The sequence below is a fragment of the Salinifilum aidingensis genome (assembly GCF_054782015.1).
The window spans coordinates 1-22,154 of record NZ_BAAGTH010000017.1 but is presented as its reverse complement, the minus strand read 5'-3'; the positions used below and the strand labels follow the sequence as shown (position 1 = coordinate 22,154).

23 protein-coding genes are annotated in these 22,154 nt (G+C 70.3%); 10 read left to right on the top strand and 13 right to left on the bottom strand.

Features of this window, described 5'->3' with window-relative positions:
• Nucleotides 1–80: 80 nt before the first annotated feature.
• Nucleotides 81–1,253 (bottom strand): 4-hydroxybenzoate 3-monooxygenase, encoded by a 1,173-nt coding sequence (gene pobA, locus ACYVJE_RS20005; protein WP_461145659.1) that lies wholly within the window; start codon nt 1,251–1,253, stop codon nt 81–83.
• Between the two features lie 173 nt (nt 1,254–1,426).
• Here pobA and ACYVJE_RS20000 point away from each other — a divergent pair, with 173 nt between their 5' ends.
• The 3 genes from ACYVJE_RS20000 (at nt 1,427) to ACYVJE_RS19990 (ending at nt 4,153) form a co-directional block, all read left to right on the top strand.
• Nucleotides 1,427–2,266 carry an SAM-dependent methyltransferase gene (locus ACYVJE_RS20000; RefSeq protein WP_461145658.1) on the top strand — a complete coding sequence of 280 codons (840 nt, stop codon included), beginning with the start codon at nt 1,427–1,429 and terminating at the stop codon, nt 2,264–2,266.
• Between the two features lie 81 nt (nt 2,267–2,347).
• Nucleotides 2,348–2,806 carry an RrF2 family transcriptional regulator gene (locus tag ACYVJE_RS19995; protein ID WP_461145657.1) on the top strand — a complete coding sequence of 153 codons (459 nt, stop codon included), beginning with the start codon at nt 2,348–2,350 and terminating at the stop codon, nt 2,804–2,806.
• Nucleotides 2,807–3,166: 360 nt separating this feature from the next.
• Nucleotides 3,167–4,153 (top strand): sulfite exporter TauE/SafE family protein, encoded by a 987-nt coding sequence (locus ACYVJE_RS19990; protein ID WP_459158822.1) that lies wholly within the window; start codon nt 3,167–3,169, stop codon nt 4,151–4,153.
• 34 nt (nt 4,154–4,187) lie between these two features.
• On the opposite strand, the gene ACYVJE_RS19985 is transcribed toward ACYVJE_RS19990, so the two are convergent.
• A complete protein-coding gene (locus tag ACYVJE_RS19985) occupies nt 4,188–5,420 on the bottom strand; it encodes an NAD(P)/FAD-dependent oxidoreductase (RefSeq protein WP_461145656.1) in 1,233 nt (410 codons plus the stop codon).
• Between the two features lie 241 nt (nt 5,421–5,661).
• On the opposite strand from ACYVJE_RS19985, the gene ACYVJE_RS19980 reads away from it, so the two are divergent.
• Nucleotides 5,662–6,162 (top strand): hypothetical protein, encoded by a 501-nt coding sequence (locus ACYVJE_RS19980; RefSeq protein ID WP_461145655.1) that lies wholly within the window; start codon nt 5,662–5,664, stop codon nt 6,160–6,162.
• 56 nt (nt 6,163–6,218) lie between these two features.
• Here ACYVJE_RS19980 and ACYVJE_RS19975 read toward each other — a convergent pair whose 3' ends face one another.
• Both ACYVJE_RS19975 and ACYVJE_RS19970 read right to left on the bottom strand, forming a co-directional pair.
• Nucleotides 6,219–7,175, bottom strand: a complete 957-nt coding sequence (locus ACYVJE_RS19975; RefSeq protein ID WP_461145654.1) for a serine/threonine dehydratase — start codon at nt 7,173–7,175, stop codon at nt 6,219–6,221.
• Between the two features lie 102 nt (nt 7,176–7,277).
• Nucleotides 7,278–7,925, bottom strand: coding sequence for a cyclase family protein (locus ACYVJE_RS19970; protein ID WP_461145653.1), 648 nt, complete (start codon nt 7,923–7,925; stop codon nt 7,278–7,280).
• A gap of 147 nt (nt 7,926–8,072) precedes the next feature.
• Here ACYVJE_RS19970 and ACYVJE_RS19965 point away from each other — a divergent pair, with 147 nt between their 5' ends.
• Nucleotides 8,073–8,498: a YciI family protein gene (locus ACYVJE_RS19965; protein WP_459158817.1), complete on the top strand. Its 426-nt coding sequence runs from the start codon at nt 8,073–8,075 to the stop codon at nt 8,496–8,498.
• Nucleotides 8,499–8,531: 33 nt separating this feature from the next.
• The gene (locus ACYVJE_RS19960; protein WP_461145717.1) at nt 8,532–9,818 is read left to right on the top strand and encodes an RNA polymerase sigma factor; all 1,287 of its coding nucleotides are present in this window, start codon (nt 8,532–8,534) and stop codon (nt 9,816–9,818) included.
• Nucleotides 9,819–10,455: 637 nt separating this feature from the next.
• Here the strand turns inward: ACYVJE_RS19960 and ACYVJE_RS19955 are convergent.
• The 6 genes from ACYVJE_RS19955 to ACYVJE_RS19930 form a co-directional block, all read right to left on the bottom strand.
• Nucleotides 10,456–11,517, bottom strand: coding sequence for an FUSC family protein (locus tag ACYVJE_RS19955; protein WP_461145652.1), 1,062 nt, complete (start codon nt 11,515–11,517; stop codon nt 10,456–10,458).
• Between the two features lie 324 nt (nt 11,518–11,841).
• Entirely contained in the window at nt 11,842–12,153 is a 312-nt protein-coding gene (locus ACYVJE_RS19950; protein WP_461145651.1) for a YrhK family protein, read from the bottom strand.
• 240 nt (nt 12,154–12,393) lie between these two features.
• Nucleotides 12,394–13,668 (bottom strand): ATP-binding protein, encoded by a 1,275-nt coding sequence (locus tag ACYVJE_RS19945; protein WP_459158814.1) that lies wholly within the window; start codon nt 13,666–13,668, stop codon nt 12,394–12,396.
• A 181-nt stretch (nt 13,669–13,849) separates the two neighbouring features.
• A complete protein-coding gene (locus ACYVJE_RS19940) occupies nt 13,850–14,062 on the bottom strand; it encodes a hypothetical protein (RefSeq protein WP_461145650.1) in 213 nt (70 codons plus the stop codon).
• 286 nt (nt 14,063–14,348) lie between these two features.
• Nucleotides 14,349–15,536: an NAD-dependent formate dehydrogenase gene (locus tag ACYVJE_RS19935; RefSeq protein WP_461145649.1), complete on the bottom strand. Its 1,188-nt coding sequence runs from the start codon at nt 15,534–15,536 to the stop codon at nt 14,349–14,351.
• 119 nt (nt 15,537–15,655) lie between these two features.
• The gene (locus tag ACYVJE_RS19930; protein ID WP_461145648.1) at nt 15,656–16,621 is read right to left on the bottom strand and encodes a LysR family transcriptional regulator; all 966 of its coding nucleotides are present in this window, start codon (nt 16,619–16,621) and stop codon (nt 15,656–15,658) included.
• 155 nt (nt 16,622–16,776) lie between these two features.
• Between ACYVJE_RS19930 and ACYVJE_RS19925 the strand changes: the two genes are divergently transcribed.
• The 3 genes from ACYVJE_RS19925 to ACYVJE_RS19915 all read left to right on the top strand — a co-directional run bounded on the left by ACYVJE_RS19925 (nt 16,777) and on the right by ACYVJE_RS19915 (nt 19,346).
• Nucleotides 16,777–17,178: a hypothetical protein gene (locus ACYVJE_RS19925; protein WP_461145647.1), complete on the top strand. Its 402-nt coding sequence runs from the start codon at nt 16,777–16,779 to the stop codon at nt 17,176–17,178.
• An 812-nt stretch (nt 17,179–17,990) separates the two neighbouring features.
• Nucleotides 17,991–18,548: a LysE family translocator gene (locus ACYVJE_RS19920; protein ID WP_461145646.1), complete on the top strand. Its 558-nt coding sequence runs from the start codon at nt 17,991–17,993 to the stop codon at nt 18,546–18,548.
• A 498-nt stretch (nt 18,549–19,046) separates the two neighbouring features.
• Nucleotides 19,047–19,346, top strand: a complete 300-nt coding sequence (locus ACYVJE_RS19915; RefSeq protein ID WP_461145645.1) for a hypothetical protein — start codon at nt 19,047–19,049, stop codon at nt 19,344–19,346.
• A 337-nt stretch (nt 19,347–19,683) separates the two neighbouring features.
• Here the strand turns inward: ACYVJE_RS19915 and ACYVJE_RS19910 are convergent.
• Nucleotides 19,684–20,864, bottom strand: a protein-coding gene (locus ACYVJE_RS19910) for an IS3 family transposase (RefSeq protein WP_461145644.1) whose coding sequence is annotated in 2 segments (ribosomal slippage) — nt 19,684–20,577 and nt 20,580–20,864 — 1,179 coding nt in all. Because the reading frame shifts where the segments join, the coding sequence is not laid out codon by codon here.
• A gap of 73 nt (nt 20,865–20,937) precedes the next feature.
• Here ACYVJE_RS19910 and ACYVJE_RS19905 point away from each other — a divergent pair.
• Entirely contained in the window at nt 20,938–21,363 is a 426-nt protein-coding gene (locus ACYVJE_RS19905; RefSeq protein WP_461145643.1) for a transposase, read from the top strand.
• 235 nt (nt 21,364–21,598) lie between these two features.
• Here the strand turns inward: ACYVJE_RS19905 and ACYVJE_RS19900 are convergent, their stop codons facing one another.
• Both ACYVJE_RS19900 and ACYVJE_RS19895 read right to left on the bottom strand, forming a co-directional pair.
• The gene (locus ACYVJE_RS19900) at nt 21,599–21,742 is read right to left on the bottom strand and encodes a hypothetical protein (RefSeq protein ID WP_461145642.1); all 144 of its coding nucleotides are present in this window, start codon (nt 21,740–21,742) and stop codon (nt 21,599–21,601) included.
• A 65-nt stretch (nt 21,743–21,807) separates the two neighbouring features.
• Nucleotides 21,808–22,154: alanine:cation symporter family protein (locus ACYVJE_RS19895; protein WP_461145641.1), on the bottom strand; the 347-nt coding region annotated here is incomplete at its 5' end.

The window sequence follows — 22,154 nt, the reverse complement described above, 5'->3', positions numbered from 1 at the left end:
GCGCGGAGCCCGTGCGGGCCCACCGGCACGCAGTGCAGGCGGGCGCCCCGGTGCGCAGCGCACCGGCCGGCCCGACCCGCTCAGACCAGCGGCATGCCCACGTAGTTCTCCGCCAGCGTGGTCGCCGCGGCGGTCGAGTTGCGCAGGTAGTCGAACTGCGAGCGCTGCAGCCGCCGGTCGAACGCCGCGTCCGGCCCGCCGAAGCGGTGCGTCAGCGAGGTCATCCACCAGGAGAAGTGCTGCACGCGCCAGACCCGCAGCAGGCAGTCCTGCGAGTACGTGTCCAGCCCGGTGGTGCTGCCGCTGCCGTAGTAGTCGTCCAGCGCCTCGCACAGCCGGTACACGTCGGCGACGGCCAGGTTGAGCCCCTTCGCCCCGGTGGGCGGCACGATGTGCGCCGAGTCGCCGGCGAGGAACAGCGATCCGTAGCGCATCGGCTCGGAGACGAAGCTGCGCATCGCCGTGACGCTCTTGTCGATGATCGGCCCCTGGCGCAGGCTCCAGCCCTCGCTGCCGAGGCGGACGGCGAGCTCGTCCCAGATCTGCTGGTCCGACCAGTCCGCGGCCGACTCCTCCGGCGAGCACTGCAGGTACAGCCGGCTGAGCTCGGCCGAGCGCATGCTGTGCAGCGCGAAGCCGTTGCGGTGGTTGGAGTAGATGAGCTCGTCGGTGGACGGGGGGACCTCGGCGAGGACGCCGAGCCAGCCGAAGGGGTAGACCCGCTCGTAGACGGTGCGCACGTCCTCGGGGATGGTGTCCCGGCACACGCCGTGGAAGCCGTCGCAGCCGACGACGAAGTCGGCCTCCAGCTCGTGCTGCGCGCCCTCGTGGGTGAACCGCACGAACGGGCGGTCGGTGGTCACGTCGTGCACGGAGACGTCGGAGACCCCGTGGTGGATCCGACCGCCGTCGGCGGCGCGGCGCTCGGCGAGGTCGCGCACCACGTTGGCCTGGCCGTAGACGGTGATGGCCCGGCCGGTGAGCTCGGTGAACGGGATGTGCACGTGCTCGCCGTCGAACTGCACGTAGACCCCGCGGTGCACGTCGCCCTCGGCGGCCAGCCGCTCGCCCACGCCGACCGAGTGCAGCAGGTCGACGGTGCCCTGCTCGAGGACGCCCGCGCGCACCCGCTGCTGGACGTGTTCCTGGCTGCGCCGCTCCAGCACCACGGAGTCGACGCCCCGCAGGTGCAGCATGTGCGAGAGCAGCAGCCCCGCCGGTCCCCCGCCGATGATGGCGACCTGAGTTCGCATTGTTCGCATTCCTCCCGTGACTCGGACCACCCCAGGGTTTCAGCCGCCTCGTCGGCAGCAGCGACACCGGACTCCCGCTGAGCGGAAAGGAGCCGATCCGCCCGGGTGCGCTCGCGGAAGGCCGCGCGGTTGCCGCGCCGCAGCGGACGACCCGCGGGGCGGTGTCGCCTAGGATGGCGATCACCGAACCGCGCGAGACGAGGAGCACCGTGCCCGAGGCCGACGAACCGCAGCACGTCGACACCACCCGGCCGAACGCGGCCCGGATGTACGACTACTACCTGGGCGGTTCCGCGAACTTCGCGGTCGACCGGGAAGCCGCCGAGGCCGGTGCGCGCGTCCTCCCGGACGCGGTGCGCTACGCGCGGGCGAACCGGGCGTTCCTCGGCCGCGCCGTGCACCACCTGTGCGAGCGGGGCGTCGACCAGTTCCTCGACCTCGGATCGGGCATCCCGACCAAGGGCAACGTGCACGAGCTGGCGCGGCAGCACTCCGCCGCGGCGCGCATCGCCTACGTCGACATCGAACCGGTGGCCGTCGCGCACGCCCGGCGCCTGCTGCGCGGCGTGGACGGCGTCACGGTCACGCAGGCCGACGTGCGCGATCCGCAGGCCGTGCTGGCGGATCCGGGCGTGGCCGAGCTGCTCGACTTCACCCGGCCGGTGGCGGTGCTGGCGGTGGCGATCCTGCCGTTCGTGCCCGACGACGCCGAGGCCGTCGCGATGCTCGCCGGTTACCGCGCCGCCTGCGCCGCGGGCAGCTACCTGGCCGTCTCGCACATCTCGCAGCTCGGCGCCAGCGCCGAAGAGGTGGCCAACGCCGAGGAGGTCATGGCGCGCACGCCCACCCCGGTGTCCTGGCGCACCGCCGACCGCATCATGCCGCTGCTGCAGGGCTGCGAACTGGTGCGGCCGGGGCTGGTACCGGTGGCGCAGTGGCGGCCCGACACGCCGCCCTCCCCGGAGGAGGTCGCGCGGGCCAACTCGTTCGGCGCCGTCGGCCACCTGCCCTGACGGAGCCCCTGCGGGAGCGCGCTCGCCCCGCCGCCCACCCGGCACCCCCTTCACTCGGCGGAGTTACGGGACAATAGCCCCATGCGGATCTCGGCCAAGGTGGACTACGCGGTGCGGGCGCTCATCGAGATCGGCCGGTTGCAGCCGGGCGAGGTGGCCCGGGCCGAGGACCTCGCCGCCGCGCAGGGCATCCCCCGCACGTTCCTGCTGAACGTGCTCGCGGACCTGCGCAAAGCCGGCATGGTGGCCAGCAGGCGCGGGCAGACGGGCGGCTGGGTGCTGGCCCGCTCCCCCGGGTTGATCTCCGTCGCCGACGTCATCCGCGCCACCGACGGCCCGCTGGTCAGCATCGCAGGCTCGCGCCCGGAGGACGCCACCTACCAGCCGTCCGAGGCCGTGCTGCAGCGCGTGTGGATCGCGCTGCGCAGCAGCCTGCGCGAGGTCCTGGAGCACGTCACCCTGGCGGACCTGCTGGAGAGCTCGCTGTCGCCGGAGATCGACGCGCGCACGGCCAGCGAGGAAGTCTGGCGCAGCCGGTGACTCCTGCCAGGGCGGCCCCCTCAGCGCGCCGCGCCCGGCACGCGCAGCCCCGGGGGCGATTCCCGTCGCGCACCCGGCGTGCGCACCTGCTCCGCCCGACTCCTCCGATTCCTCCGCGCAAGGCCCTGTGACTCTCCGCACAGCCGCAGAGCGCGGGCGGCGCACCCCCGCAGGGACGCGATCGCGCCCCACCCACCACGTGCGCTGCACGTCCACCACCAGCGCCCGGTTCGACCCCGTCGGAAACACCCGATCCTACTTCGTGGAACGGCTGTAGCTCGGCGGCGAGAAACTGTACCTTTCTTGTCGACTTAGTTGTGAAAACGCGCCGACGGGTGCGGACAACGCGGGAGCATTCGCATGGTGACTTTGGTGCTCGTGGCCCTGGCCGGGTTCGCAGCACAGCTGGTGGACGGATCGCTGGGCATGGCCTTCGGGGTGACTGCCACGACCGGGCTGCTGGCCGTGGGCACGGCACCCGCCGTGGCGTCGGCCTCGGTGCACCTCGCCCAGATCGGCACGGCCGCCGCCTCCGGTGTCTCGCACTGGCGGTTCGGCAACGTGGACTGGCCGGTCATGCTCTGGCTGTCCCTGCCCGGAGCCGCCGGCGGGTTCCTCGGAGCCACCGTGCTCACCAGCCTCTCCACCGAGGCGAGCGAGCCGTGGATGGCCACGCTGCTGCTCCTGCTCGGCTGCTACGTGATCATCCGGTTCGCCCTCGGCACCCGCCCGGTCGTCCGCTCCGGCCTCACGGTGCAGAACCGGCGCTGGCTCGCGCCGCTGGGCCTGGCCGCCGGCTTCCTCGACGCCACCGGTGGGGGCGGCTGGGGACCGATCTCCACGTCGACGCTGCTGAGCAGCGGACGCCTCGCCCCGCGCCGCGTCATCGGCTCGGTCGACACCGGTGAGGTCCCGGTGTCCCTGGCCGCCAGCGCCGGCTTCCTGCTGTCCCTCGGCACCAGCGGGCTGTCGCCGGTGATCATCGGCGGGCTGCTCATCGGCGGCGTCGCCGCCGCCCCGTTCGCCGCCTACCTCGTGCGGATCCTGCCGACCCGCATCATCGGCGTCGGCGCGGGCGGCATGATCGTGCTGACGAACCTGCAGCTGCTCCTGTCCCCCATCGGCGTCGAGGGCACCTCGCTCGTGGCGGTCAACGCGGTGCTCCTGGTGCTCTGGATCGGCGCGATCACCTGGGCGGTGCGGCGGACGCTGGCCGAGCGCCGCGCGGCGGCCCCCACCGGAGCGGCGCGGGCGCACGGCCCCGCGGAACCCGCCGAGGACTCCGCGGAACCCGCCGCGGCACCGGAGGCGGCGCGCACCGGGGACCACTACGAGCCCGTGAGCTGACCACGCCGGTCCCGCGAGCACCGAGCCGAGGCGGTCACCGGCGGGGGTCGAACGCCGCCAGATCCACCTCGGCGTGCCCGTCGACGAGCAGCTGCGCCACGAGTCGCCCGGTCAGCGGGCCGAGCGTGACACCCCACATGCCGTGCCCGCCGGCGGCGTAGACGCCGGGTGTGCGGGTCGGCCCGATCAGCGGCAACCCGTCCCCGGTCAGCGGCCGCGGGCCGACCCACATGTCGGTGGCCGTGCTCCAGTCCGCCTCCGGGAGCACGCGCTCGGCCTGCCGCCGGAACCGCTCGGCGTGCGCGGAGATCACCCCGGCGTCGGGTTTCTCCAGTTCCATCAGGCTGGAGACCCGCACGCCGTCGCGGAACGGCGTGCAGGCGATGCGCGGCCCCGCGAAGTGCACCATCCCGTTCGGCCGGGTGGGCACCTGCACCTGGAAGCTGTAACCGCGGCCGGCGTGCATCGGCATCCGCACGCCGTGCTCCCGGCCCAGCGGGGACAGCCACGCCCCGTTGGCCAGCACGACCGCATCGACCTCGGCGGTGTCGTCCGCGGAGTCCACGCGCACCCGCCCGCCGCGTTCGGCCACCCGCTGCACCTGCTGCCCCTCGCGGACCTCCCCGCCGGCGGAGCGGACGCCGTCGGCCAGCACCTCCAGGGTGCGCGGCGGGTCGAGGAAGCGCTGCCCGTTGATGCGCACGCCCACCGCGGCCCGCGAGCCCGCGGTGATCGGTTCCGCCGCGTGCAGCTCGTCCGCGGTGAGCACGTCGTGGTCCACCCGGTAGCCGCCGGCGGCGAGCGCGCTGAGCTCGTGCAGCAGGCCATCGGCCTCGGCCGCGTCCGCCGCCACCGAGGTGAACGGGGCGCGGGTGAACGACACCGGCACGCCCGCGTCCACGAGCTCGTCGTAGGCCGACAGCGCCCGCGCGTTCAGCGGTGCCTGCGCCCGCACCGCGCGCCGCCACGTGCGCGTCGTGGAGCGGGTGAGGAACGTGCGCAGGAAGGCGGCGAGCTCGCGGTCGACGCGGCGCGGCAGCAGCACCGCCGAGTCGCGGTCGACCAGGCTGCGCAGCGCTGCGCGGACGTTGGACGGCTCGGGCAGCGGCACCGCGAGCGAGGGCTCGAGCTGCCCGGCGTTGCCCCACGACGCCCCGGCGCCGACGTGCTGGCGCTCCCACACGGTCACGCCGACACCGCGCTGCAGGAGGTGCCAGGCGCAGGACAGGCCGATGATCCCACCTCCGACGACAGCGACCTCGCGCACCGACTCCTCCCTTCTCCGCGATGGCACAGCTCGTGGTCGAGCGCCCCGGCGACGTGCGGTGCCGGGGCGTCCCGGACGAGTCGGCGAGCATACGTCCGCGCCGCTGCGGCCTCAAGATCGCCGCGGCGAGTCGCGGTGGGCACAAAGACCCTTGCCGCAGGTCTGCGCCCGAGGCCCACTGGTGGGCGCGGTGAAGGGGGGAGGACCGAGGACGGGGGCGAGGGCCGTGACACACCACCCGATGCGCATCGCTGCCCTGCTCGCGGGATTCGCGCTCGTGCTGGGGGGCTGCTTCAACGAGAGCGGGACTGGAACGGCGCCACCGCCGGAACCGCAACCAGCCCCTCCCGGGCCGGTGCACCGGGCGCCGCCCGCCGAAGCCCCGCCCCCGGACAACTGCGGGCTCGACCCCGCGGACATGGACGAGGCCACCAAGGCTCAGTGCGGTCTGACCGGCGCCCCGGAGGGCACCGGTCCTGGCGAGGAGACCGCCCCCGGCGGTTCCGGGAGCCCCTCCGGGGACGAGGAGGGCCGCGTCGACGACGGGGCGGACGAGGTGCCCGCGCCGGAGCAGTACCAGCGGTACCGGGAGGAAACCGGCTACCCGTACGACTACGAGCAGTACGACCAGCTGCCGGGATACCAGCAGTGCGGGACCGCCTGCGGTCAGGAACCGACCAGCGGTGAAGTCCAGCAGCAGTACGGCTGCGAGCAGGGCTGGATACCGGCCGAGCAGTGCTGACCCGCACGACGACCGCGACTCGCCGCGGCGAGTCGCGGTGGGCGGCACCAGCGCCCCTACGCCAGGTCCGCGATGTCCGTGTTCGCCCCGCAGAGGACCACGGCGAGCCGTTCGCCCTCCGCCGGCCGGTACGCGCTGGAGAGCAGCGCCGCGAGGGCGGCGGCCGTGCCGTGCTCGACGACGAGGCGGTACTGCTGCCACAGCAGGTCGCGGGCCGCGGTGATGTCCGCGTCGTCGACGAGCACCGGGGCGACACCGGTGCGCGCGGCCACCTCGTGGGCGATCCCTCCCAGGCGGGTGGCGCCGAGCGAGTCGGCCGCGATGCCGGAGACGTCGACGTCGACGGGCTCACCGGCGTCGAGGGCCGCGTGCAGCGTGGGGATGCCGCGCGGTTCCACCCCGACCACGCGGGCCCGCCCCTCGGTGGCGGCGGCGACGCCGGCCATGAGGCCACCGCCGCCGACGGCGAGCAGGATCGTGTCCAGCTCTCCCCCTGTCTGCTCGAGCAGCTCACGACCGAGGGTCCCCTGCCCCGCGCAAATCTCCGGCTGGTCGTAGGCGTGGCAGAACAGCGCGCCCGTCTCGGCGACGTGCTCGACGGCGGCGGCGTGGGCATCGGCGTACTTCGCGCCGGTCCGCACGACGGTGGCGCCGAGCTTCTCCAGCTTCGCCACCTTCACCGCCGGCGCGGTCTCCGGCACGTACACCCGGACCGGCACGCGCTGCTGCGCGGCGGCGTGGGCCGCGGCGAGCCCCGCGTTGCCGCCGGAAGCGGCCACCACCCCGGCGTCGGTGAGCTGCCCGTGCTCGGCGGCGGTGCGGATCCTGTTGAACGCGCCGCGCGCCTTGAACGAGCCGGTGTGCTGGAGCTGCTCGAGCTTGCACCACACCTCCGCCGCGGGGGCGAGCTCCGCGGCGTCGAACGCGGCGGCGTCGAACTGGACGAGCGGCGTGGTGCGGACGTCGCGGCGGATGCGTGCGGCGGCTTCCGCCACCCGGGAGCGAGTGATCATGCCGCCCATCATGACCACCGGGCGGCACCAGCACCACCGATCCCGGCGCCGGGTTCGGTGCTCGCGCTCGCCCGGACGCCGGCGGTTCCCGCCGCCCACGGCTCACGGGACGACCGCGAAGGCCCGCACCGGGAACGTGCCCAACCCCCGCACCGCCGGGGGCACCGCGGTGAACCTGGCTCCGGTCCCCGGCAGCGCGTCCAGGCCTATGAGGTGCTCGACGACCGGTGCGCCGGCGGCCAGCAGGGCGGTGTGCGCCGGCCGCTCGCCCGCCCGGGTGTCGTCGATGTTGACCGAGTCGATCCCGACGAGCGCGGCGCCGCGGTCCACCAGGTGCCGGGCGCCCGCTCCGGTGAGGTGGGGGTGGTCCGGATCGCCGTACCGCTCGGTGCCCCAGTGGCGGTCCCAGCCCGTCCGCAGCAGGACGGCGCACCCCTCGACCTCGACCCCCTCGAGCGCTTCGGGGCCGATGGCGCCGTCGCCGTCGAGCACGACCGCGGGCAGCGCGGCGCAGGACTCCAGCGGCAGCCGGTGCAGATCGTCGCCGTCGCGGAAGCGGTGCGCGGGCGTGTCGAGGTACGTGCCGGTGTTGGTGACCATGTCGATGCGCCCGATGGTGAACTCCGTGCCCGCCGAGTAGTGCGCGCGCGAGTCCTCGAAGCTCAGGTGGCTGGAGATGTCCGGGCCCGGCAGCCCCGGGTAGGTGACCGTGCCGGGTTCGATGACGTGGCTGAGGTCGACGAAGCCCATCGCCCCATCCTGCCGCCGCGTAACCGGTCGAACGCGCCCCGGAAAAATCTCGGGAACGGCCGCCGCCGGGTGTCGATTCCGGCCCCGCCCGTTCGACGCGCACGTGAGGGGCACGGCAACGGCCGCGACGCACCACGGGAGAACGCGATGAAGTACATGATGATCGTCAAGGCCAGCGACGAGTCGGAGGCGGGCGTGCTGCCCACCGAGCGGGAGCTGGCGGACATGACGGCGTACAACGAGGAACTCGTCAAGGCGGGGGTGATGCTCGACGGGAACGGCTTGCAGGAGAGCCGGACCGGCGCGCGGGTGAAGTTCTCCGGCGGGGGCGCCACCGAGGTCGTCGACGGCCCGTTCACCGAGGCCAAGGAGCTCGTGGCCGGGTACTGGATCCTCGACGTGAAGTCCCGCGACGAAGCCGTCGCGTGGGCCAGGCGCCTCCCGTTCGAGAGCGGCGAGGTGGAGATCCGCAAGGTCTTCGAGGAGGACGACTTCGGGGAGAACTTCACCCCCGAGCTGCGCGACTCCGAGCAGCGCATGCGGGAGCGGATCGCCGAGCAGCGCCAGCGGTAGTCCGCCTTGCCGCGCGGCCCGGCGAGTGCTCCCCTGTCCGTTGTGACGGCAGCGGGGGACGCCCACCGCGCGGTCGAGGCGGTTTGGCGGATCGAATCGGCGCGGTTGATCGCGGGTCTCGCGCGGATGACGCGCGATGTCGGCAGCGCCGAGGAGCTCGCGCAGGAAGCCCTGGTCGCCGCGCTCGAGCAGTGGCCCGAGTCGGGTGTGCCGGACAACCCAGGCGCGTGGCTCATGGCGATCGCCAAGCGGCGCGCGGTCGACCAGTTCCGCAGGCAGGAGCGCTTCGAGCGCAAGGTCGCCGAGATCGCCCGCGAGCTCGGGTCAGGGGACGAACCCGGAACCGAGCCCGCCGATCTCGGCGACGACCTGCTGCGCTTGCTGTTCACCGCCTGCCACCCGGTGCTGTCCACCGAGGCCAGGGTCGCGCTCACCCTGCGGCTGCTGGGCGGGCTCACCACCGCCGAAATCGCCCGCGCGTTCCTCGTCGCCGAACCGACCGTCGCCCAGCGGATCGTGCGCGCCAAGAAGGCGCTCGCGAAGAAGCGGGTGCCGTTCGCGGTGCCGCAGGGGGCCGAACTGACCGAACGGTTGTCCTCGGTGCTCCAGGTCGTCTACCTGATCTTCAACGAGGGCTACTCCGCCACGGCGGGCGAGGACTGGGTGCGCCCCGAGCTGTGCGCGGAGGCCCTGCGGCTCGGGCGGGTGCTGGTGCAGCTGATGCCCGAGGAGGCCGAGGCGCACGGCCTCGTGGCGCTCATGGAGATCCAGCAGTCCCGCACGAGGGCGCGCACGACCCCCTCGGGCGAGCCCGTGCTGCTGCTCGACCAGGACCGCGGCCGGTGGGACCAGCTGCTCATCCGGCGCGGGCTGGCCGCGCTCGCGCGCGCCGAGCGGCTGGCCGCCGCACCGGGGCCGTACGCGCTGCAGGCGGCGATCGCCGCCTGCCACGCGCGCGCCCGCACGCCCGGCGAGACCGACTGGAAGCGCATCAGCGAACTCTACGAGCAGCTCGCCGGGATCACCCCCTCGCCGGTGGTCGAGCTCAACCGCGCGGTCGCCGTGGGCATGGCTGACGGCCCGCGGGCCGGTCTGGAGCTGGTCGACGCGCTCAGCGACGTGCCCGCGCTGGCGAGCTACCACCACCTGCCCAGCGTGCGCGGCGACCTGCTCGCCAAGCTCGGCAGGCACGCCGAGGCGCGGGAGGAGTTCACCCGCGCGGCCCGGCAGACCGGGAACGAGCGTGAGCGCGCCCTGCTGCTCGACCGGGCGGCGGCCCAGCAGGCCCGCGAGGACGACGACATCACGGCCGACCGTTGATCCGTGCGCTGGCGAGGAGCGAAGAGCGTTCCGGACGCCGGAGCGGCCCCCGTCGGCGCGGAGCAACCCGCTTCTTCGGAGGCATCTCGACCAAGGTGCCACGGAACGCCGTCCACCGGGCACGTCCCCGGCAAGCCCGTGCACCCGGAGTCGACGCCCCGGTCCCGCTCGCGGATGCGCGCTCAGGTCCGTTCACGCACATCGCCCCACGACCACTTCCGCGCGTGCAAGACTGCGATGCCGCGCGGGTAGTCGTAGTGCCCGCGGTCGAAGTCGACGACGGCGCGCTGCAGGGCATTGCAGCTTCGCCGCGCAGCGGCAGCCAGTCCGTCGCTGATCTCAGGGGTTCTGCACCCGCAGCGCCCGACGCCGGCGCGGCGAGCGGGCCGTTGGGACCAGTTGCTCAGCCACTTCGTGGTTCAGGCGGGGGCTCGCAACTGGTGTCGCTGCTGCCGCGGATGCTGTCGAGGACAGCGGCGGGAACTACGCGAGCACCGACGACGGGAGCAGTCAGCGCTTCCAGCGCCTCAACCCACGCGGTGCGTCCACCCGACCACTCTCCCCAGCGCTCCCGGCTTCGCGCCGAAGAGCCGGTTTCGACCGCACCGACCGGATGCGCAAGAGCGGACCACCGCGCTCACCCCGTGTCGCGGTTTCCCGCGGGCAGACGGCGGGTGCTCGCAGCCACGCCGATGCCCGCGGCAACTCCGATCAGAGTGTCAACGATGCGGTCGGCGAGGAGCGTCACGGGATCGACGGGATCAGCCAGCTGGGTCATCAACATGATCAGCGGGGTGAAGAACCCCAGCGCGATCCCGTAGTGGCGTGCCATGAACAGTTCTGTTGGAAACAGCAGCCCTATGACGAGAGCAGCGAGCACGCTGCTGCTGAAGCCGGGCCAGAGCAGCAGGGCGGTGACGGCGAGCCCCGCCAGCGTACCGAACACACGATGCATCCCGCGGTGGACCACACCGCGGACCTCGCGCTGGGTCCGATCACGACCGTCAAGCGCAGCCAGCGGCACCGCAGCGGAAATCATGGCCCAGTGGGCGTGGTCGTTCCCCAGAAACAGGCCGCACGTACCGGCAGCCCCGATGGCGAGCGAGTAACGGGCCGCGTGCACCAGCGCGGCGCGCGACCACAGCATTCGCGATGGCCCGGTACTGCTGGCGATGACCGTTGAGCAGGAACGGCACCCCAGGGCGCCGGTGAGACTGACGAGGATGCTGAACACCGCCGTCCCGGCGCAGATCACCAGCGCCAACCAGGCGGTGACTCGAACGGCGGGGACCGCTGCTGCGGCACCGAGCGCGAAAATTCCGAGGAAAGGACCCGCCGGTTTCAGTCCGAGCCTGCCCGTCACCAGTGAACCCGCAGCAGCGCACGCGCTCTCAACGGCCAGAAGGATCCACGGACGAGCGTGGATGGTGGACAGGAGTACGCCGGTGGCTGCGCACGTCAGCAGGAGGGGGGCTGCTTGCGCTTGCTGCCTGAGACGAAGCGCGTGGGATTCGTCTCGTCCGTACATGCCGGTGAACGAGCCGAATGCAGCGTAGATGATGAGATCGGGTCGGCCTGCTACGAGCAGAGCGATCCCGGGGAAGAACAGCCCGACGGCAACCCGGCGGGCGTGCAGGTGGTCGTTCTCAGCGGGGCCGAGACTGACGAAACGGCGCGCCTCCGCCAGTACCACGTGCACGGAGCCTCCGATCCTCGTGCGGGCAGCAGTTCGCTGTTGCCCGCACTGGCTCGACGGCCGGCAACAGCGGGGGAACTACGGGCGTCCGCGAGACCGATCAGAACGGCTGCGCACCCGAACAACAGCTCGGCCTCGACAGGCGAAGTTTCGCCCCTGGCAACGTCGCGCGTCGTTCCTCCGGGAATTGCGACCAGTCTGTCCAACGCAAGCGCGAACGGCCAAGCGGAATCGTCGACGAATCGATGGGGCGCGGCTATCACTCGCCTGCGCCCGCCGCTCGAACGAGCGGCTCGCGCCGCAGACGCCCGCGGCCGCGCCGTCCTGCTAGAAGTCGTGGGCGGCGTCGGCGGTTCCGCGCGTCCGCGGGTGGAACCGCGCCAGGTGCACCCGGCGGACGAAGCGGATCGTGGGCCGGATCAGCATTTCGACGCTGCCGAGCACGAACAGCCAGGTTCCGGCGGTCATCAGCGCTTCGGAGAAGAAGAACAAGCTGCCGATGAGAAACCACGTTCCGATCAGCAGATCGTTGGCGATGCTGACGACTTCGTAGCGCTGGCGGACCACCAGCTCGTCGTGGCCGATGTGCAACACCGTGGTGCCGGCTCCGCCCTCGCCGGATGAGGATGGGGTGGACACAGGTATCCCTCCTTCCGCGCAGGCCTGGCAGTCGTCCCCTCCTGCGCTTCGCCGCCCCCGCTGTTCCCTTCCCGGAGCACCTCCGAATCGGGAGCTGCCCCTCCCGGCCGCGGCGTCGCTGCCGACGGTGTCACCAACGGCGTCTGAACGCAGCCCTCGGAACTCGGAGCGACTCGGGTTCCGACGGCGCGGGCGGACCAGTCCGCGAGCGCGCTGCGCCGCCCGCGGGCGGCCGGCACGTCACAGCCGGGTGTAGGTGTCGATGTCCTGCTCGAACTCGGCGATGGCCTGCGCGGTCAGCGTCGGGCGGGTACCGGCGATCGCCTGCAAGTAGTCCTCCGTCGTGGCGAGTTCGCCGTCCGCTTCCAGCACGTCGCGTTCGAACGCGCTCTGGGCTCCCTGGCGGGCGGCGAACTCGATGTCCGCGGGCGTGAACATCTCCGTTCGCTCCACCAGCACGTCCAGGTCGACGTTGTCGCGGGCGGGGCCGAGGTAGCGCGACCAGATCGCCCGCCGCGCAGGCGGGTCCGGAGGTCCTACGGGGATGATGTAGTCGAACCGGCCCGGCCGCAGAAACGCCGGATCCAACGAGCGCACGGAGTTGGTGGCGCAGACCAGCAGCCGGTGGTCGTGCTCGCGGAAACCCGGGATCAGCTTGAGCAGCTCGTTGGTGACCCCGTGCTCGGGCCCCACCGCCGGCGTGGAGCGGACTCCGGCGATCTCCTCGACCTCGTCGATGAACAGCACCAGGTCGTCCAGTTCCTCCAGCTCCCCGAAGATCCCGCGCAACGAGGCCGCCAGACCGCCTTCGGAGGAAGCCGCCAACCGCGAGGGGAACAGCTCCACGAACGGCCACCCCAACCAGGAGGCGACCGCCTTGGCGAAGCTGGTCTTGCCGGTGCCGGGCGGGCCGAACAGGATGATGGCCTTCGGCGGCAGCACCCCGTGGCGTTCGGCCTGCTCGGGATGCGAGATCGGCAGCACGACACGACGTTCGATGACGTCCTTCTCCCGCTTCATGCCCGCGAGCGCGTCCCACCGCCCCGGGGGAAGCAGACCCCCGCCGAGACGTTCGAGCACGTCGAAGTCGGCCGGGTCGAGTTCCTCCACCTTCTCGAAGTAGGTCAGGTCGGTGCGCGGCCTGTAACCGGAGTTCACCATCGCCCGGAACCCCGCCGCCCCTTCGGGAACGAGGCTGGCGATGCGGTGCACCCCCGAAGCGCGCAGCTTCTTCTCCAGCTCGGCCAGCAGTGCGCTGCCGATCCCCCGGTTGCGCCAGCGGGCGTCGAGGGCGAACAGCGCGAGCCACGCCCGCTCGCCCTCGATCTTGGCCGCCGCCATGCCGACGACTTCCTGCTCCACCACCGCGACCATGGCCGGATGCCCGGCCTGGGCCATCGACACGACCTCCGCGGCGGAGAAGACCGGCTCCGCCCCTTCCCTGCTCTGGTCCCAGACGTGGATCACCTGGTCCAGGTCGTCACCGTGGAAATCACGCACCCGCCACGCCGGCATTCCACAACCCTCCCCGTCTGTGCTGCACAGCCGAACGAACACCGGCCTCGCACCGGTCGCCCGAGGATCCTCCGACGACTGCCCGTCCGGAAGACCGCCGAGCGTTTCACCACAAGTTGTTGCGACGCACCCGCCGCACCCGGGTGCGTGCTCAGCACGCTCCCCGCTCCAGGAGGTTCGGTCAGTCCGGAGAAGGAGCGGTCAACGCCACGCCGGTCTCGGCCCCGTGCACTCGGAACACGGAACTTTCCTCGATGCACAGGTCGATCGACTCCGCGTCGTGGGCACCCCGTTCCACGGCATCAACAGCCTCGCGCGCGACGCGGACCTGGTCTTCCAGAACCCGCCAGGCCACCTCCGAGATCGGGGCCAGATCACGGTGCGAGTTGTTCACGACAGCGATTTCCTCGGACCTCCTCCCGGGGAATCGCATTCGTCACCACCACACCAGCCCCACGAGGTCGTCGCAACGCGCTTCGGACATTCGCGGTTCGACGAACTCATCGGAACCGCGGACACGGCAACGGGATTCGCGCCGCACCGAACCGACCAACCGGTTTTACCGGGAACGGTGAAGCAGATCAGAAAATCGCGCCGACGGTGCTCGACCGCGACGCCCCACCCGCCCGGCACGGGACCACGAGGGGTCGGCGCAGCGCTGCGCGGACCGTTTCGGGGAACTACCCGCGGCCACTGCCCGGGCTCGCGACATCATCGGCGGTGTAGGACTTCGCCCCGGTACCGGCCAGTTCACCTCCCTCGACGATCAGGTACACCTCGCGAATATCGCGGCCGGCGAAGAAGTCCTCGAGGATTTCCCGAGTGCCTGCGGCGTACCGGGCTTGCGCCGACAGGGTGGTGCCCGACACGTGCGGCGTCATCGCTTCGTGCGGCATGCTCCGCCACGGGTGGTCCGCGCTTGGTGGCTGCGGGTACCACACGTCGCCCGCGTAGCCGGCGAGTTGGCCCGACTCCAAGGCCTTGACCACCTCGTCGCGCACCACGATCTCGGCGCGTGCGGTGTTGACGACGTAGGCCCCTCTCCGCATCGAGCCGATGACCTCGGCGTCGAACAGGTGGTAGGTCTGCGGATGCAGCGGGGCGTGGATCGAAACGACGTCGACGGACCTGGCCAAGGAACGCGCATCGGGGTGGTAAGTCAACCCGAGTTCGCGCTCTTGTTCGGCTGGCAAACGCTCCGGTGAGAAGTAGTGCAATCGTACGTCGAAGGGGGCCAGGCGCTGCATCACCGCGCGGCCGATCCGGCCTGCTGCGAGCACACCGACGTCCATGCCTTCCAGATCGTAGGCCCGCGCGACGGCGTCGGCGATGTTCCACCCCCCGTTGGCGACCCATTCGTGCGCTGGCAGGAAGTTGCGCACGAGCGCGAGGATCTGCATGACCGCGTGCTCGGCGACGCTGATGCTGTTGCTCCAGGTCACCTCGGCCACTGTGACGCCGGCCTTGATCGCGGCATCCAGATCCACGTGATCCGAGCCGATACCGGCCGTCAGGGCCAGTTTCAGCTTCGGTGCTTTGGCGATGCGCTCGGCCGTCAAGTACGCGGGCCAGAACGGCTGGGAGATGACGACGTCCGCCTCGGGCAGCTCCTGCTCGAACACCGAATCCGGGCCGTCCTTGTCCGAGGTCACGACCAGCTCGTGGCCCTGGGATTCGAGGAACTCACGCAGTCCAAGCTCGCCGGAGACGCATCCGAGCAGCTGCCCGGGGGTGAACCCCAGCGCCGCCGGCGTCGGCAGCGGCTGCCCGTCCGGGTAATCTCGCACAGTGGGCAAGGAATCCCGAGCGTACGCGGGCGGGTACCCGGTGACCGGGTCGGGGTACAGAACACACAGGATCTTGGACATGTGATCGTTCCTAGCGCAGAGCAGCCTCGAAAGCTTCCGTTGTCCGGAAGCAACTCGCAGTCTGGCGGACCGCGACTCGATGCGTCCAAGACGTAGTTCCGACGATGTGATAAGCAGTGTCAATCGAGTCCGGAGCGATCGCCGTCATCTGCCTGCGAGCGTGGCCGGGCGGCGAGCGCATCACCGAAGGAAGCTCGCCGCGCGGTCTGCACCAGCGCGCGCGTCAGCACCGATCCAGGCTCCGCGGCACTCGTGACGAGCGCGATCGGAGCGGTGATGGACGGATCGTCCAACTGCAGCTCGCATGCTCCCGCCGGGGAGCACAGCGTTCGCAACCAGGATTGCGGGACGATGCTGGCCCAGCGGCCCGTACCGACGTGGGCGAGCAGCGCCACGACGGAGTCGGCCTCCAACTGAGGTGTCAGCGCGAGTCCCCGAGCTGTCAGCGCGTCATCGACGAGCTGGCGTCCGCGCATACCGCCATTCAGCAGGCAGATCGGCAGTTCCAGCGCATCTGACCAGCTGATGGAGTCCGTTCGTCCCGCGAGCAGTGCGCCGCTGGCGATGAGCACGTGCTGTTCTTCGTACAACGGCGTCACCAGGAGATCGCTCGTGCTGTGCCCATCCAGGTAGATGACGCCGGCGTCCAGCTCGAACCGATGGATTCGTCCGATGATTTCGTCCGACCGCAGACTCGTCTCAAGCTGCACGTGCACCAGCGGATGCTCGGCGCAGAAGGGGTCGGTGAGCAGGGCTACGGTGCTGGCAGCGGCCGGGATCACCCCGAGGTGGAGCTCGCCGGTGAGGCCGGTCCGCAGCGCTGCTACCTCCTGTCTGAGGGCATTGTGGTCAGCGAGGATGCGCCGCGCCCACAACACGAGCCGTTCGCCTTCCGGAGTGAGGCCTTCGAAGCTGCGTCCTCGCCGGATCAGCGGGACCTTCAGCTCGTGCTCCAGCTTGCGGATCGCCTCGGACAGCGCTGGTTGGGACACGTAGCAGGCGCTCGCAGCGCGGGCGAAGTGGCGCTCCCGAGCGAGCGCCACGAAGTACTCCAGCTGACGGAATAGCATGCCCCATTTGAGCACGTTGCGGCTTGCTGGGAGCCAGGACGGTCGCGGCCCGACCGGCACTCGAACGAGCCTGGGCCCCGCTGGATTCCAGGCCGAGCCGCGCCCTGAAAGCCCAGAACGCAGAGCTTTCCCAGGCAACCCAGTTGAGACGCTCGCTGCATACTGGCTCCATGATGTTCCGTCGCTGCAACTGGTGGTTGGCAAAGGACGTGTGGGACGTGGTGCGCGCGGTGAGCCCGACGCACTTGCACCTGCGGAACCGTCTGGGAAAGGCCCTCCTGGCCACGCTGATCGTGGATATCGCCGGCAGCGGAGCCATGCTCCTCGCGGAAGGCGACGCACCGTCAACGGCGTTGCACAGCTTCGGCGACGCCCTGTACTGGACAACCTCGCAATTGACGACGCTCTCGTCGACGATGCCGAATCCGATCACCGGATCGGGGCAAGTCATCTGCGTGATCATCAACGTGTACGCGATCACCGTTGTCTCGACGCTGGCCGGCATGTTCGGCGCGTTTTTCCACCGGCGCGGAGAGGAGCGCGATCCCCTCCGCGGTCATACTTCCAACTGATCGTTGTGGAATTCCGAGATCGATGCCCTCCGATACCGCAACTGCGCTCAGAGCGAGTAGCCTGCAGGCGAACCGGGCTACTCGTTCGTGGAGCCGATCGCCATCGGCCGCGGCATCGGTGGTCAGCTCTGGAGCCACACGTGCGGCACCGCCCGCGGACCGGGTTTCCCCCGGAGCAACATCGAGGCCGACCGCGACGCCGCTCCCTTCTACCGGTCGCGCGGAGCCGAGCTCGTCGGCGCTGTCGCTTCCGGCTCGACACCTGGTCGAGAAATGCCCTGCTCAGGTACTTCCCGCCCGAGCACCTACGGGGGCCTTGTCAGGTCGTTTACGCAGGAACTTCCGTGGCGGAACCTCCTGCACGGCCCTCGCTCCGGGTGCTCGACCTCGAGCAGCGACGCGGCGGAGTGCAGGACGCTCGGCACCAACAGCGTCCACAGTGGCTGCTCCTCGGCACCGGCGTCCCGGGGGAGACCGTGCCACCGTCGGTGACCACCACGAGCACCGCCCGTCGGGGGCGGGTGCACCCGCCCCCGACGGGCGGCGGTGTCCATGTGGGATGAGACGGGTGCCCCCGCCCGCCGCTGTCCCCGCACGTGCTGAACCGCCCGAGGAACAGCAGCCGGCTGAGCCGCAGGAGCGTCCGGGACGGGTGCCGAACGCCTGCCAGAGCTGCTGGCCGTGCTGGGCGTGGTTCTCACCGGGAGCTCGTTGAGGATCTCGGGGAGCCCTGCGCTCGGAGGCCCTTCCGCGGGGGTCGTAAGCCCGGTCGGCCCGCTCCTCGCGGAGGTGCGGCTGCGAGACTGAGTCCCGTGCTCGTGCAGTTCCTCGCGGCGGTCGGCGTGCTGGCCGTGCTGACCGTGGTGCCCGGTCCGGACATGGCCCTGGTGACGAAGCGGGCCGTCGGCTCCAGCTGGCAGGACGGCTTGCGGACGGTCGGCGGTATCACCGCCGGGTTGCTGGGCTGGGGAGTGCTGTCCGTGGTGGGGCTGGCCGCGGTCCTGGCCGCGTCCGCGGCGGCCTTCACCGTGGTCAAGGTGGCCGGGGCCGCCTACCTGGTCTTCCTCGGGATCCAAGCACTGGTGCACAGCCGCCACGGCCACTCAGCGGCTCCGGCACCGGCCGAGTCCTCCCCGGAGGGCAACCCGTGGCGGATCGGCCTGGTCTGCAATCTCCTCAACCCCAAGATCGCCGTTTTCTACACCGGTCTGCTGCCCACGCTCGCGCCGTCCGGGCTGTCCCGCACGTCGGGATGTCGGTGCTGGTGCTGCTGCACGCAGCACTCACCCTGGTCTGGCTCGGCGGATACGTGCTGCTGCTGGCCAAGGCCCGCGCGTTCTTCGAACGGCCCGCCGTCCGCAGGGCCATGAACCGGGTCACCGGGGTCGTGCTGATCAGCTTCGGCGTGCAGGTCGCCACCTCCCAGCACTGACGCCCTCCGCGCTCCCCGAACGGAGCGCTGCGCCCGATCTCCGGCTCCGAGGCTGATCCGCTGGAAGCCGACCTCCGGAACCGGGGGAGCGAGCTGTCGGAGTTCGCCGACCAGCTCGGCCACTCGAAGGTGTCGACCCCCCAGGACGTCCGCACGGGCCGCCGGGGCCGCAGCCACCGGGCGGGCGAAGCGCTGAGCCGCGTGGAGTGCTTCGAGGGGTGATCTCAGGAAAGACCTGGTGGTGATCGTGCCGCTCCCGCTCGGCAATCCTCTCACCTGGATGAGTGGTGGGGCAGGTCGGATTTGAACCGACGACCTGACGGGTCGTGCGACGTGTTTGCCGTCGTGTGGGGGCCTGCAATCGGCGCCACGTTCGTTTCGGCGTCGCAGATAGCTCGAGGAGTCCTGATTCTGACGCTGATCGACCTCGAAAGCGGTGAATTTGGTGCTCGCTGGCTGGCTGACGGAGTGGATGGACCGGACCGCGGGCTTGCTCTTGATCGCGAGTCTTGCTGCGCTGACCATCGCTGTTGTTCTGGGAGCAACTCACCGGACAGGACCGCGGTCGGTCGTGCGGCCAGCCGCAGCAACGCTGACGCCGACGACTTGGTGGCGGCTCGTCGCGGTCATGCTCTTGAGCGTTTACATGTTCGTGCTGCCGCCCAGCAGGGTGTGGTCGGTGATTGTGCTGTTCGCAAACGCGCTGGTGCTCATGGGTGCGGGGCTGGTGATCTGATCATTTCCATGTCAACCAGGACTAACAAGGTGCTATGGTGATGTCCGCTTTCTTGGTGTATAATTTATTGGACATTTGTACCGGAAATGACGCTGGATTCTCAGATGAAGCCATTCACAATGAAGCTCATTCGCTTCCTTGTGTTTATGTTTATTGCAACCCTAGCGATGAATAGCTTGAGGTGGTGGCTAGGGTGGCCCTTTGGTTTAGCGGCTGGTGTTATTTTAATTGCGGTCGCGCTAATTTTTATGACAACCCCATGGCGCAAAACCAGAAAGGCAGACGCCGAGGAAGGCGAATAAGAAGGAGGGGCCGCTGAAGGAAATTGTGACAGTGGTTAGGCGGCCTGCTCGGCCAGCGTGGTCATGATGGTTTCGTATTCGATGGGGGTCAAGCGGCCGAGCCTGTTCTGGCGGCGTCGGCGGTGGTAGGTGCGTTCGATGCAGGTCACGATCGCGATCCGGAGTTCTTCGCGGGTGGCCCATCGGCGGCGGTCGAGCACGTTGCGTTGCAGGAGACTGAAGAAGCTTTCCATGGCGGCGTTGTCGCCGGCCGCGCCGACCTGGCCCATCGACCCGCGCATGTGGTGACGCCACAGCGCTTGCTGCAGTTTCCGACTGCGAAATTGGCCTCCACGGTCGCTGTGCAGCGTGCAGCCGGCGACGCTGCCGCCCCGTCGAGCGACCGCGGACTCGAGCGCGTCGAGGACGAGCTGGGAGGTCATGCCCTCGGCGATGGAGTAGCCCACGATCCGGCCCGACCACGCGTCCTTGACCGCGCAGAGGTAGACCGTGCCCTCGCCGGTGGGGTGTTCGGTGATATCGGTCAGCCACACCTGGTTCGGCGCTGCGGCGGTGAACTCCCGGCGCACGAGATCGTCGTGCGCGGGCGGACCGGCCCAGGCCTTGCGGCCGCGCCGTTTCTTCCCGAACACGCACCACCACTGGTTGTCCGAGCAGATCTTCCACACCGTCCGGTCCGCCACCTCGATCCCCGCGGCGGTGACCTCCTCATGCAACAGGCGATACCCGAACTCGGGGTCCTCACGGTGAGCGTCGAAGACCGCGTTCGCCACGTCGACCTCGTCGTACTCGGCCTCGGTCACCGGACGGGCGAGCCAGGCGTAGTAATGCTGGCGGTGGAGCTTCAAGACCCGGCACGCCACCGCCACCGGCACCCGGATCGGGGCATCGGGGGCGGCCACCTCCGTCACGAGCGGGGAGAGCCTTTTCCCGGCAGATTGCCCTGCGACAGATACGCCGCCGCCCGCCGCAACACCTCGTTCTCCTGCTCCAGCAGTCGGTTGCGACGCTTGAGTTCCCGCAGCTCAGCCGCTGCGTCGGAAGACAGGCCCGGCTTGGCGCCGTCCTCGACATCGGCCGCTCGTAGCCACTTCTGCAACGTCATCGGGTGAACCCCGAAGTCACTGGCGACCTGCTCGATCGTCACACCAGGCTCGCGGTTGCGGGCGACCCGGACGACATCCTCACGGAACTCACGGGGGTACGGCTTGGGCACAGCGACATCCTTCCACGCTTGCACATCAGCAAGCGAACACAGGTGTCACACATCCCTTCAGCAGCCCCTGCACATGCTGGCCGCTCTCGATCTGAACAGCGGAAAGATGCACTACCGCATCCGCAACCGCAAACGCCATCGCGAATTCCTCGACCTGCTCACAAGCTTACGAGCCCGATGGCCCGGTGAGAAGCTCTACATCGTCTGCGACAACTTCTCGCCGCATCATCACCCCGCAGTGCGGACCTGGGCCGCTGCCCACCACGTCGAGCTCGTCTTCCTGCCCACCTACGGATCCTGGCTGAACTGGATCGAGTCCGAGTTCGCAGCCCTGCGCTATTTCACGCTTGATGGCACCGATCACCGCAGTCATGCCGAACAGAACGCTGCCATTCGCGCCTATGTGCGCTGGCGCAACGCCCGCGCTCTGCCCAAGACCGGATTCGCCACCGACTCACCCATCCGCACCTGGACCCATTACCCGACCAAGGTTGCCTGACGCGCCACTAGGCAGGTTGAACCCGGTTGAGTACGAGACAATCACGATCCCCGCTGCCGGTCTGACGACGTAAGAAGCTCTCACCAAACCCTGCATCAACCCCGGTCTCCGAAACATGGGTGGCCCGGGGTTGCCGCCCGAGCCACTGGAAACGCGATGCCTACTATGCGCGTTGACCAGCAGGGCTGGTGATCACACGTAGTGGTTTCGAATTCTGACCTATCTCCGTACGGGGTCACAACCCGAAGAAGTGGGCGACGGCCTTCGCTGCGGCCTTGAGCTTGTCCCAGACCCATCCGGCCGCTTCCTTGATCCTGTCCCAGATCCACTCGATCTTCTGGATCAGCCACGTGATTGCCGTCTTCAGGAAGTTCGTCACTTCATTGACGACAGCGACGTAGGCCTGGGCGATCTGCGACAGGACCCGCCTCTCGTGCGGGTGCTTCAGGCCGCGTTCCTTGAGGGGCCCCAGAACGCGTGGTTGGACGCCACCAGCGCCTTGTCTGTCGCTTCTTCCTTCTCGTTGCAGTCCTTGAGCCACTGGGCGGAGGCCTCGTCGAGGTTCTTGCAGCTCTTGATCTTGTCCGCGTCGTTCTGGACTTGACTGTCCATGTTCACCATGATCCCGTGGATCTTGGCGCCGGCATCCTTGGCGAGCTTCGCACCCGGGTGCGTGACGCGCGCGGCGGCAGCGGCGAAGGTCCCCTCGCCCAGGCCGGGCACAGCGGCGAACATCGCCCGGCGCACGCCCCAGGCCACCGCGTAACCGACCATGCCGCCGAACAGCTGGT